Annotated in this window: 14 protein-coding genes; 1 reads left to right on the top strand and 13 read right to left on the bottom strand. The window is 64.0% G+C overall.

Annotated features, from left to right (window positions below):
* Positions 1-55: 55 nt before the first annotated feature.
* The 13 genes from rpoB to IYX23_RS04310 all read right to left on the bottom strand — a co-directional run bounded on the left by rpoB (position 56) and on the right by IYX23_RS04310 (position 14124).
* A complete protein-coding gene (rpoB, locus tag IYX23_RS04370) occupies positions 56-4192 on the bottom strand; it encodes a DNA-directed RNA polymerase subunit beta (protein WP_196392068.1) in 4137 nt (1378 codons plus the stop codon).
* A 177-nt stretch (positions 4193-4369) separates the two neighbouring features.
* A complete protein-coding gene (gene rplL, locus IYX23_RS04365) occupies positions 4370-4747 on the bottom strand; it encodes a 50S ribosomal protein L7/L12 (RefSeq protein WP_029648694.1) in 378 nt (125 codons plus the stop codon).
* A gap of 42 nt (positions 4748-4789) precedes the next feature.
* Entirely contained in the window at positions 4790-5305 is a 516-nt protein-coding gene (rplJ, locus tag IYX23_RS04360; RefSeq protein ID WP_014892374.1) for a 50S ribosomal protein L10, read from the bottom strand.
* Between the two features lie 500 nt (positions 5306-5805).
* Complete coding sequence (locus IYX23_RS04355; RefSeq protein ID WP_246716469.1) at positions 5806-6102, bottom strand: hypothetical protein; 297 nt, start codon at positions 6100-6102, stop codon at positions 5806-5808.
* Between the two features lie 86 nt (positions 6103-6188).
* Positions 6189-8603 (bottom strand): phenylalanine--tRNA ligase subunit beta, encoded by a 2415-nt coding sequence (gene pheT / locus IYX23_RS04350; RefSeq protein WP_196392066.1) that lies wholly within the window; start codon positions 8601-8603, stop codon positions 6189-6191.
* 245 nt (positions 8604-8848) lie between these two features.
* Positions 8849-9124 (bottom strand): DUF2442 domain-containing protein, encoded by a 276-nt coding sequence (locus IYX23_RS04345; RefSeq protein WP_348643627.1) that lies wholly within the window; start codon positions 9122-9124, stop codon positions 8849-8851.
* Positions 9105-9341, bottom strand: a complete 237-nt coding sequence (locus IYX23_RS04340) for a DUF4160 domain-containing protein (protein ID WP_196392064.1) — start codon at positions 9339-9341, stop codon at positions 9105-9107. The genes IYX23_RS04345 and IYX23_RS04340 overlap by 20 nt, the downstream gene beginning before the upstream one ends.
* A gap of 3 nt (positions 9342-9344) precedes the next feature.
* Positions 9345-10424, bottom strand: a complete 1080-nt coding sequence (pheS, locus tag IYX23_RS04335) for a phenylalanine--tRNA ligase subunit alpha (RefSeq protein ID WP_196392063.1) — start codon at positions 10422-10424, stop codon at positions 9345-9347.
* Between the two features lie 211 nt (positions 10425-10635).
* The gene (locus tag IYX23_RS04330; RefSeq protein WP_196392121.1) at positions 10636-11574 is read right to left on the bottom strand and encodes a bifunctional enoyl-CoA hydratase/phosphate acetyltransferase; all 939 of its coding nucleotides are present in this window, start codon (positions 11572-11574) and stop codon (positions 10636-10638) included.
* 69 nt (positions 11575-11643) lie between these two features.
* Positions 11644-12171 carry a DUF3280 domain-containing protein gene (locus tag IYX23_RS04325; RefSeq protein WP_196392062.1) on the bottom strand — a complete coding sequence of 176 codons (528 nt, stop codon included), beginning with the start codon at positions 12169-12171 and terminating at the stop codon, positions 11644-11646.
* Positions 12168-12935, bottom strand: a complete 768-nt coding sequence (locus tag IYX23_RS04320) for a SprT family zinc-dependent metalloprotease (RefSeq protein ID WP_196392120.1) — start codon at positions 12933-12935, stop codon at positions 12168-12170. Before IYX23_RS04320 ends, IYX23_RS04325 begins: the two co-directional genes overlap by 4 nt.
* Positions 12936-13051: 116 nt before the next feature.
* The gene (locus IYX23_RS04315; RefSeq protein ID WP_196392061.1) at positions 13052-13699 is read right to left on the bottom strand and encodes an SCO family protein; all 648 of its coding nucleotides are present in this window, start codon (positions 13697-13699) and stop codon (positions 13052-13054) included.
* 71 nt (positions 13700-13770) lie between these two features.
* Positions 13771-14124, bottom strand: coding sequence for a hypothetical protein (locus IYX23_RS04310; RefSeq protein WP_196392060.1), 354 nt, complete (start codon positions 14122-14124; stop codon positions 13771-13773).
* Between the two features lie 165 nt (positions 14125-14289).
* On the opposite strand from IYX23_RS04310, the gene IYX23_RS04305 reads away from it, so the two are divergent.
* Positions 14290-15810: a helicase HerA-like domain-containing protein gene (locus tag IYX23_RS04305; protein WP_196392059.1), complete on the top strand. Its 1521-nt coding sequence runs from the start codon at positions 14290-14292 to the stop codon at positions 15808-15810.
* Positions 15811-16014 lie beyond the last annotated feature (204 nt).

Here is a 16014-nt window from a genome sequence, read left to right as displayed (position 1 = left end):
TCGGGGATTGCTTCGCTTCGCTCGCAATGACGTTCTGCAGCTTCATCGGCAGGGATTACTCCGCCGCCTCGGCCGCCGTGGGCGGCGCTTCCTCTTCCGGCTCCGCGTTGGTCAGTTCGACGTTCAGCGCCAGCGAACGCATCTCCTTGATGAGCACGTTGAAGCTCTCCGGAATGCCCGATTCGAAGGTGTCGTCGCCGCGCACGATCGACTCATAGACCTTGGTGCGGCCGGCGACGTCGTCCGACTTCACGGTCAGCATCTCCTGCAGCGTGTACGCGGCGCCATAGGCTTCGAGCGCCCAGACCTCCATTTCGCCGAAGCGCTGACCGCCGAACTGCGCCTTGCCGCCCAGCGGCTGCTGAGTGACGAGCGAGTAGGGGCCGATGGAGCGCGCGTGGATCTTATCGTCGACGAGATGGTGCAGCTTCAGCATGTAGATGTAGCCGACGGTCACCTTACGGTCGAAGGTCTCGCCGGTGCGTCCGTCGAAGAGCCGCACCTGACCTGACGAGGCCAGTCCCGCCTTCTCCAACATTTCGACGATGTCCTTCTCGCGCGCGCCGTCGAACACCGGCGTCGCGATCGGAACCCCGCGCTTCAGATCCTTGCCGACTTCCACAAGGCTCGTCTCGCTGAGCGAGGCGAGTTCCGGATCGTCGCCGTAGATTTCCGTCAACGCTTTGCGCAAAGGCTTGACGTCTTTGCTGCGATAATACGCGTCAACGGCCTGGCCGACCTGCTTGCCGAGACCGGCGCAGGCCCAGCCGAGATGCGTCTCGAGGATCTGTCCGACGTTCATCCGGCTCGGCACGCCGAGCGGATTGAGCACAATGTCGACAGGCGTGCCGTCCTCGAGGAACGGCATGTCTTCCTGCGGCACGATGCGCGAAACGACGCCCTTGTTGCCGTGACGGCCGGCCATTTTGTCGCCGGGCTGAATCTTGCGCTTCACCGCGACGAAGACCTTGACCATCTTCATCACGCCGGGCGGCAGTTCGTCGCCGCGCTGCAGTTTCTCGACCTTGTCGAGGAAGCGGTTCTCAAGCCCCTTCTTCGACTCGTCATATTGCTTGCGCACGGCTTCGATCGACGCCATCAGCGCGTCGTCCTCGACGACGAAGGTCCACCACTGCGAGCGGGGATATTCGTCGAGGATCGCCTGAGTCAGCTTCTCGCCCTTCTTGAAGGACTTCGGGCCGGCGATGCCGACCTTGCCGATCAGCGTTTCACACAGACGCGTATAGACGTTGCGGTCCAGGATCGCGAGTTCGTCGTCGCGGTCCTTGGCAAGACGCTCGATCTCCTCGCGTTCGATCGCCTGGGCGCGCTCGTCCTTCTCGACGCCGTGGCGGTTGAACACGCGCACTTCGACGATCGTTCCTTGAACGCCCGGCGGCACGCGCAGCGACGTGTCGCGCACGTCGGAGGCCTTTTCGCCGAAGATGGCGCGCAGGAGCTTCTCTTCCGGCGTCATCGGGCTTTCGCCCTTGGGCGTGATCTTGCCGACGAGAATGTCGCCCGCCTGCACTTCGGCGCCGATATAGACGATCCCCGCCTCGTCGAGATTCTTCAGCGTCTCTTCCGAGACGTTGGGAATATCGCGGGTGATTTCTTCCGGACCGAGCTTCGTGTCGCGCGCCATCACCTCGAATTCATCGATGTGAATGGAGGTGAACACGTCGTCCTTGACGATGCGCTCGTTCAGGAGGATCGAATCCTCGAAGTTGTAGCCGTTCCAAGGCATGAAGGCGACGAGCACATTGCGCCCGAGCGCCAGATCGCCAAGGTCGGTCGACGGACCGTCGGCGATGATGTCGCCCTTCACCACAAGATCGCCGACGCGAACGAGCGGCTTCTGGTTGATGCAGGTCGACTGGTTCGAGCGCTGGAACTTCATCAGCCGATAGATGTCGACGCCGGGCTTGCCCGGATCAAGCTCTTCGGTCGCGCGGATGACGATACGGGTCGCGTCGATCTGGTCGACCACGCCGGTGCGGCGCGCCGAGATGGCGGCGCCGGAATCGCGCGCAACGATCGCCTCCATGCCGGTGCCGACGAGCGGCGCATCGGCCTTGACGAGCGGCACGGCCTGACGCTGCATGTTCGAACCCATCAGCGCGCGGTTGGCGTCATCGTTCTCAAGGAACGGAATGAGCGCCGCGGCCACCGACACGAGCTGCTTGGGCGACACGTCCATCGCGTCGACCTTCTCGCGCGGCACGAGCATGACGTCGCCGGCGTGGCGGCAGAGCACGAGGTCTTCCGTCAGATTGCCGTCCTCGTCGACTTGCGCGTTCGCCTGAGCGACGTGATATTTCGCCTCCTCCATCGCCGACAGATAGGCGACTTCGCCGGTCACCTTGCTGTCGCGCACGCGGCGATACGGCGCTTCGATGAAGCCGTATTTGTTGACGCGGGCGAAGGTCGCGAGCGAATTGATCAGGCCGATGTTCGGACCTTCCGGCGTCTCGATCGGACAGATGCGGCCGTAATGCGTCGGGTGCACGTCGCGCACCTCGAAGCCCGCTCTTTCACGGGTGAGTCCGCCCGGGCCAAGCGCCGAGAGACGACGCTTATGCGTGATCTCCGACAGCGGATTGGTCTGGTCCATGAACTGCGACAGCTGCGACGAACCGAAGAATTCGCGCACGGCCGCCGCCGCCGGCTTGGCGTTGATCAGGTCCTGCGGCATGACCGTGTCGATATCGACCGACGACATGCGCTCCTTGATGGCGCGCTCCATGCGCAGCAGGCCGAGGCGATACTGATTCTCCATCAGCTCGCCGACCGAGCGCACCCGGCGGTTGCCGAGATGGTCGATGTCGTCGATTTCGCCGCGACCATCGCGCAGATCGACGAGCGCCTTGACGACCGCGAGGATATCCTCGCGCCGCAGCGTCCGCGTCGTGTCCGGCGCGTCGAGATCGAGGCGCATGTTCATCTTCACGCGGCCCACGGCCGAGAGATCATAGCGCTCGGGATCGAAGAACAGCGAGTGGAACATGTTTTCCGCCGTGTCCATCGTCGGCGGCTCGCCCGGGCGCATGACACGGTAGATGTCGAACAGCGCCTCTTCGCGGATCGAGTTCTTGTCGACGGCGAGCGTATTGCGGATGTACGGACCGATATTGATGTGGTCGATGTCGAGCACCGGCAGCTCGTCGAAGCCTTTTTCGATCAGCAGCGGCAGCGTCTTCACAGTGATCTCCTCGCCCGCTTCGGCGAAGATCTCGCCGGTGGCGGGGTCGAAGAGGTCCTGCGCGAGATATTGGCCGTAGAGCTCTTCGGGCGCGACGCGAATCGCCTTCACGCCCTTTTCGGCGAGTTGGCGCGCGGCGCGCACCGCGAGTTTCTTACCGGCTTCGAGAATCACCTGGCCCGTGTCGGCGTCGACCATATCGGCGACAGCCTTCACGCCCTTGATGCGCTCGGCGTCGAACGGCATGCGCCAGTTCTCGCCGTCCTGCGTGTACATGATGGTTTTGTAGAAGGTCGACAGAATCTCTTCGCCGTCGAGGCCGAGCGCGAACAGGAGCGACGTCACCGGAATCTTGCGGCGGCGGTCGATGCGCGCATAGACAATGTCCTTGGCGTCGAACTCAATGTCGAGCCAGGATCCGCGATAGGGAATGATGCGGGCGGCGAACAGCAGCTTGCCCGAAGAATGGCTCTTGCCCTTGTCGTGGTCGAAGAACACGCCCGGCGAGCGATGCATCTGCGAGACGATGACGCGCTCGGTGCCGTTGACGACGAAGGTGCCGTTCGACGTCATGAAGGGCATGTCGCCCATGTAGACGTCCTGCTCCTTGATGTCCTTGACCGACTTCGCCTGCGTATCGGGATCGACGTCGAACACGATGAGGCGCAGCGTCACTTTGAGCGGCGCAGCGTAGGTCATGCCGCGCTGGCGGCATTCGTCGACGTCATATTTCGGCTGTTCGAACTCGTAGCGCACGAATTCGAGCAGGGAGACCTGCGAGAAGTCGGAGATCGGAAAGACGGACTTGAAGACGGACTGCAGCCCCTCGTCAGGACGGCCGCCTTTCGGCTCGTCGACAAGGAGGAACTGATCATAGGAGGCCTTTTGGACCTCGATCAGATTCGGCATTTCCGCCGCTTCGCGGATATGTCCGAAGAATTTGCGGATGCGCTTGCGACCGGTGAACTTTCTCGCCGACGTCTGAGCCATGTCGCTTTTCGAGCCTCTTTCTTCGTTGGCCGACCGTCCCGCTGCGAGAGGTCCTTGCCCGTCAGGCGCTCGTCTTGCGGCGGGTTCCCGCGTCCGTGAGCGCCTTTTGTCTATTGGTCGCAGCCCCGGCGCGCCGGGGCTGCGACGATCGCAACGCCGCCAAAGGCGGCAGAGGTGTTACTTGAGTTCGACCTTGGCGCCGACCTTTTCGAGGGCGGCCTTGATCTTCTCGGCCTCGTCCTTCGTCGCGCCTTCCTTGACGGGCTTGGGCGCGCCTTCGACCAGGTCCTTGGCTTCTTTCAGGCCGAGGCCGGTGATCGCGCGGACCTCCTTAATGACCTCGATCTTCTTCTCGCCGGCCGCGGCCAGGATCACGTTGAACTCGGTCTTCTCTTCCGCGACCGGCGCGGCGGCGGCGGCGCCAGGAGCGGCGGCGACGGCGACGGCGGCGGCGGCGGAAACGCCCCACTTCTCTTCGAGGAGCTTCGCGAGTTCAGCCGCCTCGAGGACGGTCAGCGCCGAGAGGTCTTCGACGATTTTTTCAAGATTTGCCATTTGTTGCGTCCTTTGAATTTGGTTTGTCTGGTTCTCGGCCTCTTAGGCCGCGTCTCGATTGGCGTAGGCTCCGAAGACGCGCGCGAGCTTGGCGGCTGGCGCGGTCGAGAGCTGGGCGACCTTGGTCGCGGGCGCCTGGATGAGGCCCACGAGCTTGGCGCGCAGTTCGTCGAGGGACGGCATCGTCGCAAGCGACTTGACGCTGTCCGGATTCAGAGCAGTCTTGCCCATGGCGCCGCCGAGGATCACAAACTTGTTGTTGTCCTTAGCGAAGGCCACGGCGACTTTCGGCGCCGCCACCGGATCGTCCGAATAGGCGATCAGGGTCGGCCCCTTGAGCAGGGGCGCGATGGAGGCGACGTCGGCGCCATCGAGAGCGATCTTGGCGAGGCGGTTCTTCGCGACCTGGACCGTCGCGCCAGCATTGCGGGCCTGCTTGCGCAGGTTTTGCAACTGGGCCACGGTCAGGCCGGAGTAGTGAGCGACGACGACGACGCCGGTCTTCGAAAAGACTTCGCGTAACGCCGCGACCGCTTCCTTTTTCTCCGCTCTGTCCACGGTTGCTCTCTCTACTGGCGGGAAATCCCGCCGGTTGCGACATGCCGCTCGCTTGAGGCGAGCGGCGCCGTAGATCCTGTCCCCGTCACGGCGCAACGCCGCGGCGGTTGAAGGGGCGCGAACCAAATTCGAAGGACGCACGCGGGAACCCCGTTTGCGGCCTCTAAAATTCCGGTTTCCCCGTCTGTGCAGGCCGCCTTCGAGAAGACGGATCGCTCCGCCTTTCCTTGGGCCGATTGAGCCGCTACAGGGTTGAAGCCCCTTGCGTGCGCCGGCAGTCTCGGACAGGACATGGCCGGACGGGACACGAGGGAGAACCCCCGGGTCCGCCGGCCTATCCACCGCCTTTTCCTAAGCCCTGGAAGGACTTGAGTCGAGGCGGAAGCTCAAAACTGAAAAGGGGGCCGCAGGTCGATTGGCCAGCCCCGGATCGTCTATTTAAGGGGAGTGGAGCAGTTTGCCAAGGGGAAAAACCATGTTTGTCGCCCCATTCAGCGGCGTTACCGCCGCCCCGGCGTGAACTCCATCCGAACGCGGCCGCCCCGGCTGGCGGAAAGCCGCGCGGCGCCAGAGCGAGACGGCGGGCGAGAGGCGCTGCGGTTCGAAGCTTTCCCGCTGTGGCCGCCTTCGGCGGCGACGCCGGGGTAGGTCGCCCCATGCTGGCCGCGCGTCGGCCCGAAGGAGGCGAGGCAGCGGTTGTAGGCGTCAGCTTCCTTGATCGCTTCGCACTCGTCGATGCTTCGCGGCGCGGCGAGGGCGGGGGTGGCGAGGACAGCAAGGAATGCCGCAATCGCCAAGGTCAAGCCGGGGCGAGGGGCTTCGCGGAAAAGCCATCCAGCGGCCGCGTCACGGCTCCCTTCATGTCGCTGGAGACGACGGCCCCTCATCCTCTCAGCGCCGCGCCGCATTTTTTTTGCGCTTCCGCCACGATCTTCTGGGCCACCGCTTCGATCTCCGCGTCGGTCAGGGTCTTTTCGCGCGGCTGCAGCGTGACGGCCACACCGATGGATTTTTTGCCCTCGGGAACGCCCTTGCCTTCATAGATGTCGAAGACAGCGACACCGGCGATCAGAGTCCGATCGGCGCCCTGCGCCGCCTTTGCCAGATCGCCGGCCGCCGCTGTGCGATCGACGATAAAGGCGAAATCGCGCGAAACCGGCTGCAGATCTGAAATGTCCAGCTTCGGCTTGATCTTCGTCGGCTTCGCCTTGGGCGCGGGGAGCGCGTCGAGAATAATCTCGAAAGCCGCGATGGGTCCCTCGACGTCCATGATTTTCAGCGCCCGCGGATGCAATTCGCCGAAATGGCCGACGATGTTCTTGGGTCCGAATTGCAGCGTCGCCGAGCGTCCGGGATGGAACCATGGCGGGCCGCCGGAAACGATCTGCAGACCGCCGGTCGCGACGCCGAGCGCATTCAGCAGCGCCATGGCGTCGGCCTTGGCGTCGAAAGCGCCGGCCTCCCGCGCCGGCGCTGACCAGTGGCGCCCGGCGCCCGCCAATCCGCGCCGCACGCCCGCCGCCGCGAGGCGCTGGCCGGTCTCCGTCGCATCGAAGAAGATCTGGCCGGCTTCGAACAGGTTCTGATCGCCAAGTCCGCGCGCGGCGTTGCGGCCGGCGGCCGCCACGAGGCCCGGCAACAGGCTCGGCCGCATGTCGGAAAGATCAGCGGCGATCGGATTGGCGAGCGCCAGCGACGGCTTGCCGCCGCCAAACGCCTCCGCCTGCTCCTTGGAGACGAAGGACCAGGTCACCGCCTCGACGAGGCCCTGACCGGCGAGCGTACGGCGCGCGTTGCGGGCGCGCTTCTGCATCATGGTCAGCACGGGCGGCGCGACTCCCTCGGCGCGCGGCAGCGGCCTTGAGGGCACATTGTCGACGCCGATCAGGCGAACGATTTCTTCGACGATGTCCGCCTTGCCCTCGATATCCGGACGCCAGCTCGGCGCGGCGACATGGGCGACGTCGGCGCCGGCGCTCTCGACGCTGAAGCCGAGGCGCTCGAGAATCTTCGCGGCGTCTTCACGCGGCGCGTCGAGGCCCGTGAGCCGCTTGGTTTCGCTCCAGGGGAAATTGATCGCGCGCGAGAGCAGCGGCAGTTCGCCCGCGAGCGTGAGTTCGGACGGCTCGCCGCCGCAGAATTCCAGCACAAGCTGCGTCGCAAGCTCGATCCCCGGCAGCGCAAAAGCCGGATCGACGCCGCGCTCGAACCGGTAGCGCGCGTCCGTGACAATGCCGAGCTTGCGGCCGGTATGCGCGATATTCATCGGGTCCCACAGCGCCGTCTCGATCAGCACGTCAGTCGTCGATTCATCGCAGCCGGAAGCCTCGCCGCCCATGACGCCCGCAAGCGATTCCGGTCCGGCCTCGTCGCAGATGACGACCATGCTCTCGTCGAGTTCGTATGTCCGCCCGTCGAGCGCGTGCAGGCTCTCGCCTTTTCGCGCAAGGCGCACGACGAGATCGCCCTTCACCTTTTTCGCGTCGAAGACGTGCAGCGGCCGCGCGCGATCGAGTGTCAAAAAATTGGTGACGTCGACCAGCGCGTTGATCGGACGAAGGCCGATCTCGCGTAAGCGCGCCTGCAGCCAGGCGGGGCTTTGTCCGTTCTTGACGCCGCGCACGAGGCGGAGGCCGAAGAATGGCGCGAGATGCTTGTGCTCTTCCGAAAAGTCCAGAGTCACGCGGACGGGGCAGGGGAACTTGCCCTCGATTGGCGCAATGTCCTTGTTCTTGAGAACGCCGAGGCCCGCCGCGGCGAGGTCGCGCGCAATGCCGTAAACGCCGGCGGCGTCGGGGCGATTGGGCGTCAGATTGATCTCGATGATCGGATCGTCGAGCCCCGCCCATTGCGCATAGACGGCGCCGACGGGCGCGTCGTCGGGCAGATCGATGATCCCTTCATGGTCGTTGGAAAGTTCGAGTTCGGCCGCAGAGCACAGCATGCCGAGCGACTCGACGCCGCGGATGACGCCCTTGCCGAGCGTGATCTTCTTTCCTGGAATATATGTCCCCGGCGCCGAAAAGACGCTCTTCATGCCGATGCGGGCGTTGGGCGCGCCGCAGACGACCTGCACCGGCGCGCCGCTCCCCGTGTCGACCATGCAGACGCGCAAACGATCGGCGTTTGGATGCGGTTTCGCCTCGATCACCTTCGCGATGGTGAAGTCTTTGAGCTGCGCGGCGGGGTCGTGCACATATTCGACCTCGAGGCCGATGCGCGTCAGCGTCTCGACGATCTCGCTGAGCGAGGCCGACGTGTCGAGATGTTCCTTGAGCCAGGAGAGGGTAAATTTCATTTGTTGAGAACTTTGAAGTTGTCGAGCGCCGGCGCCAAGGGCTCGTCATGCCCGCGCTTGTCGCGGGCATCCACGCCGTGAGGCTGCGGAATAATGAAAGTGAGCGGCGTCATTCGTTTCGCGTCTCTATTACTGGTGATCTTTGCGTGGATGGCCGGGACAAGCCCGGCCATGACGCGGAGAGATTATCGCTAGCTGTTCAACTTGCCGGCGTCAGCAGGTTGAGCGCCCGTTCTTGAACGTGGTCAGAGCGCCCTTTCCGGCGAGACCGCGCCTGGCGCCTTCTGCCCGCGCAGCATGCTCGCGACGCTGATATCTTCGTCGATCTGCGGCCAGTGCATCCCCAAAGGAGACAGCTCCACGGAACGACGCGCCTCCGGCGAAGCCTGAGCAAGACGTGGGTACCACCACAGCGGCGCGCGCAATATGCGACCGTCGGCCAGCGTGACGGTGAGGAAGCTGTCGTCGCATGACGCCTCGGTAGGACGGGCGTCTTCGACTTCAATTTGCAAAGTAGTCATTCCACGACCTCAGAAAGGACCCACGCTCCTCGCGCGTCTTCTTGACGATCTCATTCAGATCCTGGGCGGTGAAGCCCATGTTCACGGCGACGCTAACGTTCTCAAGCCAGATTTTCGCTTCCTTCGCGTCTTTCGTCACATGGACGTGCGCCGGCTCCCAACCATCCGCAGAATAGAAGAAGAAGCGGTATCCCTTCCACCTCAGCACCGTCGGCATATTCTAGCTGCTCAACCCGCCCGCGAGCGTCGGGAAGTCGAGCGGCCTGAATCCATAGTGCTCCAGCCAGCGCGTATCGGCGTCGAAGAAGGCGCGCAGATCCGACATGCCATATTTCAGCATCGCCAGCCGGTCGACGCCGACGCCGAAAGCGAAGCCCTGATAGCGGTCGGGATCGATGCCGCAATTTCTGAGCACATTGGGATGCACCATGCCGCAGCCCAAAATCTCCATCCAGTCCTCGCCCTCGCCGAAGCGGATTTCGCCGCCCTGGCGCCGGCACTGAACGTCGACCTCCATCGACGGTTCGGTGAAGGGGAAGAAGGAGGGACGAAAGCGCAGCTTTACGCCCTTCACTTCGAAGAAGCTCCTTAGGAATTCTTCGAGCGTCCATTTGAGATGCCCAAGATGCGTCGTCTCATCGATGACGAGTCCTTCGATCTGATGGAACATCGGCGTATGCGTCTGGTCGAAGTCGCAGCGATAGACCCGGCCCGGGCAGATGACCCGGATCGGCGGCGCCTGCGACAGCATGGTGCGCACCTGCACCGGGCTCGTATGGGTGCGCAGCAGCCGCTTTTCGCCTGACTCGGCGGTCAGAAAGAACGTGTCCTGCATCTCCCGCGCGGGATGCCCCTCGGGGAAGTTGAGCTTGGTGAAATTATAGTCGTCGCTCTCGATGTCCGGCCCCTCGGCGACCGCGAAGCCCATGTCGGCAAAGATGATGGAGAGTTCGTCGGTGACCTGCGAAATCGGGTGGATGCGACCGCGCTCCAGCGGACTTGCCGGCGCGGGCAGCGTCATATCGAGCGTCTCGGCCGTAAGGCGCGCTTCCAAAGCCGCTTCAGCAAGCCGTTCGCGTCGCGCGGCGATCGCCTCGGCCGCCTTGTCTTTTAGCGCATTGATCTTCGCGCCCTCGGTCTTGCGCTCCTCGGGCGACATTTTTCCGAGCGTTGCGAGCAGCGCCGAAATTGCGCCCTTCTTGCCGAGCGAGGAGAGGCGCACGGCTTCGAGCGCCGCCTCGTCGGCGGCCTCGTCGATCTGGCGCAGCGTGTCTTCTTCGAGTTTGGCGAGGTCGGTCATATTGGTTTCTAATGTGGACGTTTTCCTCGTCCTTCGAGACGCCCGCTCCGCGGGCTCCTCAGGATGAGGAAACGTAAAGCGCGCCGCTTGCGCCCTCATGCTGGGGAGGCTCCGCAGGAGCCGTCTCGAAGCATGTGGGCGAAGGTCAGCCGCCCTTTTCGGGAAATCTTGCGCCGCGTTCTGCCACGCGGGGGGCGTTCTGTCGAGAACGCTAAGGCGCGGCGCGCGGCCGATGCGTGAAAATCTGCGCCAGCGCCGAAGAGACGACGCGCGAATCGACGTCGTCGGCGCGGCTCGTCAGCACGATCGGGACGCGCGCGCCGAGGACCAGCCCCGCCGTATCGGCGCCGCCGAGGAAGACGAGCTGCTTCGCCAGGATATTGCCCGCCTCGAGATCGGGCGCGACCAGAATGTCCGCGTCGCCGGCGACCTCGGACTCTATGTGCTTGGCTTCGGCCGCTTCGCGCGAGATGGCGTTGTCGAAGGCCAGCGGTCCGTCAAGCTCGGCGCCGGCGATCTGGCCGCGGTCGGCCATCTTGCACAGCGCCGCCGCCTCGATGGTCGAGGGGATTTTCCCCTCGACCGTCTCCACGGCCGAAAGCAGCGCCACCTTGGGACGCTCGATGCCGATCGCATGCGCGAGATCGATGGCGTTGCGCACGATGTCGCGCTTGGTGTCGAGCGTCGGCGCGATATTGATCGCCGCGTCGGTGACGAGCAGCAACTTGTGGTAGTACGGCGCGTCGATCACAAAGACATGGCTGATCCGCCGGTCCGTGCGCAGGCCGGCGCCGTCGCGTATGACCGCGGTCATCAGTTCGTCCGTATGCAGCGCGCCTTTCATCAGCGCGTGCAGCCGGCCGCGACGAACCAGCTCCACCGCCTGATCGGCGGCGGCGTGGCTGTGTGGCGCGTCAACGATTTCGACGCCTTCGAGCGAGACGCCGCTCGCGCGCGCGGCCGCCTCGATTTTTGTGCGCGGTCCGATGAAGGTGGGGACGATCAGCCCTTTGTCGCGCGCGGCGATCGCGCCTTCGACCGAGCGCGCGTCGCAAGGGTGGATAACGCCCATGCGGATGGGCGGCAGCGCCTGCGCCCGCCGCACGAGCGCGTCGAGCAAGGCGCCGCGCGCGCGGGCTTGCGCCACCATCGACCAGGGTGGGCGCGACGCCGCCGTCGGTTCACAGCCAGCGCTCTGGCTCATACGGGCCTCCTTGGCTCAATTCAGCGGATCGCGGGCGATACGATCGACGAAGAATTTCGTCGCGCGCGCCCAGGATTGATCATTGTCGCCGCGAAAATCGAACCCCTGATGATAGATCAGTTCGCCCGTCGAAACGCGCGCGATTGAAACGCCCATGCTGAGGATCAGCGTGCTGACCTTATTGACGACGCCCGTCAGAACGAGATCGGCGCCGGCCTTGCGGGCAAGCGACAATTCGCAGCCGTTGCAGGTGCGAATGTAGGTTTGTTTCAAGATCGCGTCGAGATCCGCCGCAATGAGAGCCCGGTCGACGACGTCATAGACGCCCCGCGCGGCGAGTCCCGCCCCGATGTCGTCACGCGCCCGCGCCAGTCTTTTTGCATGTTCGGCGCTTTGGTCGACAGGCTCGTTTGACGTGTCGACCAGCTCGAAATCGAGAACGAGCAGGCGTTTGCGCGGCTCTTCGGCCAGCGCCGTCGCGGCTTGCGACAGCGGCAGGGGCAAGAGCAGGGCGAGTCCGAGCAGGCGGCGGCGGTCGATCATCGCGCTTTGGCTCCATATTTGTGAAGGTGCGCGCCATGGGCGGAGAGCCAGGCTTCGGCGTGATCCGTGTCGGCGCAGAGCCGCCGCGTCAGCTTCCAAAATCGCGACGAATGATCGAGATGCACGAGATGCGCGACCTCATGGGCGGCGAGGTAATCGAGGACGAACGGCGGCGCCATGATCAGCCGCCAGGAAAAGTTCAGCGAGCCGGAGGCCGAACACGATCCCCATCGGCTGATCGGATCGCGCAGGCCGACGCCGCGGGGCGGCAGACTGAGTGCGCCGGTATGGCGGGCGACCGCCTCTTCGAGGTCGCGTCGCGCCTCCCGCTTCAGGTGATCCTGAACGCGGCGGTGCACATGTTCGGTCTGGCCGGCGACGCAAAGCGCGAAGGGAGCCTCGGCATCGTCTCTTGGCTCGATCCAGGTGACCCCGCGGCGGTCCGGATAATGTGCGATCATATGATCGACGCCGCGAAGAGGCGCGACCGAACCATGCGCAAAGGGAATGGTTGCAGGAAGCCTGTCGAGACGCGCAGCGATCCAAGCGGCGTGGCGCTGAGCGAAATCTCGCGCATCGCGCAACGACGCCCGCTTCGGCATCGTCAACACCGCATCGCGTGCGGCGAAGCGCACGCGCAAAGTGAATCGCCGCGCATTCTGTGACCGACGCAAAGCGACGAGAATTGTTTCGCCGGCGTGGACCAATGTGAGAATCGACGCGCCGCCAGTTGGCGCCGGTCCTTCGCGCAGGAGTCGAAGCATAACGCTCATGCTAGCGCAAAGGCCATATGAGTCGCGAGTTCCAAAATTGCAGCTGATGAAAATATTTCCCTTGCGTTGCTTTTTCGAGCGCTCTCCGACGCAGGCGACGGCGCGCGCTACAGATGGCGTTCAAGCTCACGTGCGGCTTCGGCAGGGCGTCGCGCCACGTTGAACGGGCTCACAAAGCGGCCGTTCTTGTCCATCAGATAGACGACAGTGGTGTGGTCGACGGAATAGTCCTCGTCCTTGCCGGGCGCGCGCTTAGAGAAGATGCGATATTCGCGCAATACGGGATCGAGCGACGCGCGCGGACCGGTGACGCCGATGATACGCGGATCGAAATTGGAGAGATAATCTTTGAGAGCCTCGGGCGTGTCTCGCTCCGGATCGACGGTGACGAACAGCGCGCCGACCTTCGCATCCGGCCCCATCGCCCGCAAGATCTCCGACATCTCGAAGAGCGTGGTGTGACAAATGTCGGGACAGTGCGTATAGCCGAAGAAGACGAGGAAGGGCCGGCCCAGAAAATCCTGCTCTGTCACCTGCTGCCCGGTATGCGCGGTGAGCTGAAAAGGTCCGCCGATGTTATCCGTCGACGTCGTCGGCTTGCCGCTGGTGAAATAGACAAAGGCGCCGAACATGAGCGCGAAGACAGCGCCGACGCCGATCAGCAGCGGCCTCGAAATTCCTGGTCCGCTGGCGGTTTGTGCGCCCTTTACGCCGCGCTTGACTCCCTTTGCGCCACCCTTCGATCCGTTGGCCATCGTGCGTTTCCTGATTGTTGTCATGGGCGGCGCGCGCCGCAGCGGGTCCGCTGAGCGGACCGCGAATAGGATTAATCCGCGAAAACTATATGGGCGTCATTGCATAAGTCGACGTCGCCTGAGTCTTTCGCATCGTCGAACGTCCAGCGCGCCTCAAAGCGGCAACCTCTGGCGCCCGTGATGGGAAACCGCGTGCGGCCTCCGGCGGCCAGCGGCTGATCAAGCTTCCCGACGATGGCTTCCGGCGTCGTCTTGTCTGTCGCCGCCATGACGATCTCGAAGCTTTTCAGCGGCACGGGACGCTGGTTCTCCAGATCGACGGTTTGCGCCAGCTTCGCCGGCGCCGTTCGCGGCTTCGTCGCGCCGACCGCCTGCGCGACGCCGGCGGCGGCGACGACGCCGATCATCGCCCAGCGTAGCTTCATTGGACCTTCTCCGGAGCTTCTCCCGGCGGGAACTTATCTCGCCCTTTTGCATTCGCCAAGCGCTGTCGCCGCCTGTGCGGCGCCGAAGGGGCTGGACATGCGCGTCCCGCGCCGATGGTGTAGCTTCGCGCAATTGCGATTCCTGACTGTGAAAGCGCTTTAACTATGAGCGAAACTCCGAGCGCCGTTGCAGGCAAAATCCTCGTCGGCGCAAGCATGAAGGACGGAAAGCCGCGCGCTTACCACTACCTTCTGCTCGCGCTTGGCAACCGTCATGGCTTGATCGCGGGCGCAACAGGCGGCGGCAAAACCGTTTCGCTGCAGCTGCTCGCCGAAGGCTTCTCGAACGCCGGGACCTGCGTCTTTCTCGCCGACGTCAAAGGCGATCTCGCGGGACTGTCGCAGGCGGGCGAAGGCAAGTCGGCGTTCGTCGCGCGCGCCAAGGAGATTGGCGTTGCTTACGAGCCCGACCGATTTCCCGTCGCCTTTTGGGATGTCTTCGGCGAACAGGGACACCCTGTTCGCGCCTCCATTTCGGAAATGGGGCCGCTGCTGCTGTCGCGCCTGCTCGATTTGAACGACGTCCAAGAGGGCGTTCTGAATGTCGTTTTCAGGGTTGCGGACGAGCAGGGCATGTTGCTGCTCGATTTGAAGGATCTGCGGGCGATGCTCGCGCATGTTGCGGAGAACGCCGCGACATATAAGCAGAAATACGGAAATGTGGCGCCCGCGAGCGTCGGCGCCATTCAGCGGCAGCTGTTGGTCTTGGAGACGCAGGGCGGCGACAAATTTTTTGGCGAGCCGGCGCTCGACATCATGGATTTCCTGCGAGTCGATCGCGACGGCCGCGGCGTGATCAATATCCTCGCCGCGGACAAGTTGATGCGCGCGCCGCGGCTCTACGCCACCTTCCTTCTGTGGATGCTCTCGGAGCTGTTCGAAGCCCTGCCGGAAGTGGGCGATCTCGATAAGCCGAAGCTCGTGTTCTTCTTCGACGAGGCGCATCTTCTGTTCAGCGACGCGCCGAAGGCGCTGCTGTCCGCGATCGAGCAGGTCGTGCGTCTTATCCGCTCGAAAGGCGTCGGCGTCTATTTCGTCACGCAAAATCCGCTCGACGTGCCGGATACGGTTCTGGGCCAGCTCGGCAACCGCATTCAACATGTGCTGCGCGCATTTACGCCCCGCGATCAGAAGGCGGTGCGCGCCGCCGCCGAGACCTTTCGCGACAATCACGCCATCGAGGAAGCCGAAGCGATCATGCAGCTTGGCGTCGGCGAAGCGCTGGTGTCGATGCTCGACGCCAAGGGAACGCCGGAAGTCGTCGAACGCACGTTGATCGCGCCGCCCTCCGCCCGCGTGGGACCGATATCGCCGCAGGAGCGGAAGGCCGTCATGGCCGCGAGCGCCTATGGTGGAAAATACGACACGATGGTCGATCGCGAGTCCGCATTCGAAATGCTGCAGGCGCGCGCGAAGGGCAAGGGTGAGGCTGAAAGCGGCGCGGGCGGCGGTCTGCTCGGCACGCTGGGCGGCATATGGGGCGGCATTTTTGGCAAGGGCGACAAGAAACGCATGTCGCCCGCCGAACTCGCGGCGCGCGCCGCGATCCAATCGGCGGCGCGTTCCGCCGGGACACAGATCGCGCGCCAAATTCTGCGCGGCGTGCTGGGCGGCATGTCGAAGTGAATTCTCGCCAGAAGATCGCGAAATCATAACGGGCAGAATCTTCGCCAATCTTGCGCGGCAAACTTGCGCGGCCGAGCCTCTGAAAACGCGTCATTCACATTGCTGAATCTTAATCCGTGCTTTAGCGTCCCTTCACGCAATTGTCATTTTCCAGCCCACTAGGGGCGCCCTATAATGTCCCCCTGTCGCGGCCGGCGTTTTGTG

Source organism: Methylocystis sp. L43 (assembly GCF_015709525.1).
Lineage (GTDB): Bacteria > Pseudomonadota > Alphaproteobacteria > Rhizobiales > Beijerinckiaceae > Methylocystis.
This window is presented reverse-complemented; position numbering and strand designations above follow the sequence as displayed.

Coding starts and splice junctions, on each gene's coding strand:
- rpoB (WP_196392068.1), bottom strand. CDS start 4,192: ATGGCTCAGACGTCGGCGAGAAAGTTCACCGGTCGCAAGCGCATCCGC.
- rplL (WP_029648694.1), bottom strand. CDS start 4,747: ATGGCAAATCTTGAAAAAATCGTCGAAGACCTCTCGGCGCTGACCGTC.
- pheT (WP_196392066.1), bottom strand. CDS start 8,603: ATGAAATTTACCCTCTCCTGGCTCAAGGAACATCTCGACACGTCGGCC.
- IYX23_RS04345 (WP_348643627.1), bottom strand. CDS start 9,124: ATGACTACTTTGCAAATTGAAGTCGAAGACGCCCGTCCTACCGAGGCG.
- IYX23_RS04340 (WP_196392064.1), bottom strand. CDS start 9,341: ATGCCGACGGTGCTGAGGTGGAAGGGATACCGCTTCTTCTTCTATTCT.
- pheS (WP_196392063.1), bottom strand. CDS start 10,424: ATGACCGACCTCGCCAAACTCGAAGAAGACACGCTGCGCCAGATCGAC.
- IYX23_RS04330 (WP_196392121.1), bottom strand. CDS start 11,574: ATGGTGGCGCAAGCCCGCGCGCGCGGCGCCTTGCTCGACGCGCTCGTG.
- IYX23_RS04325 (WP_196392062.1), bottom strand. CDS start 12,171: ATGATCGACCGCCGCCGCCTGCTCGGACTCGCCCTGCTCTTGCCCCTG.
- IYX23_RS04320 (WP_196392120.1), bottom strand. CDS start 12,935: ATGCTTCGACTCCTGCGCGAAGGACCGGCGCCAACTGGCGGCGCGTCG.
- IYX23_RS04315 (WP_196392061.1), bottom strand. CDS start 13,699: ATGGCCAACGGATCGAAGGGTGGCGCAAAGGGAGTCAAGCGCGGCGTA.
- IYX23_RS04310 (WP_196392060.1), bottom strand. CDS start 14,124: ATGAAGCTACGCTGGGCGATGATCGGCGTCGTCGCCGCCGCCGGCGTC.
- IYX23_RS04305 (WP_196392059.1), top strand. CDS start 14,290: ATGAGCGAAACTCCGAGCGCCGTTGCAGGCAAAATCCTCGTCGGCGCA.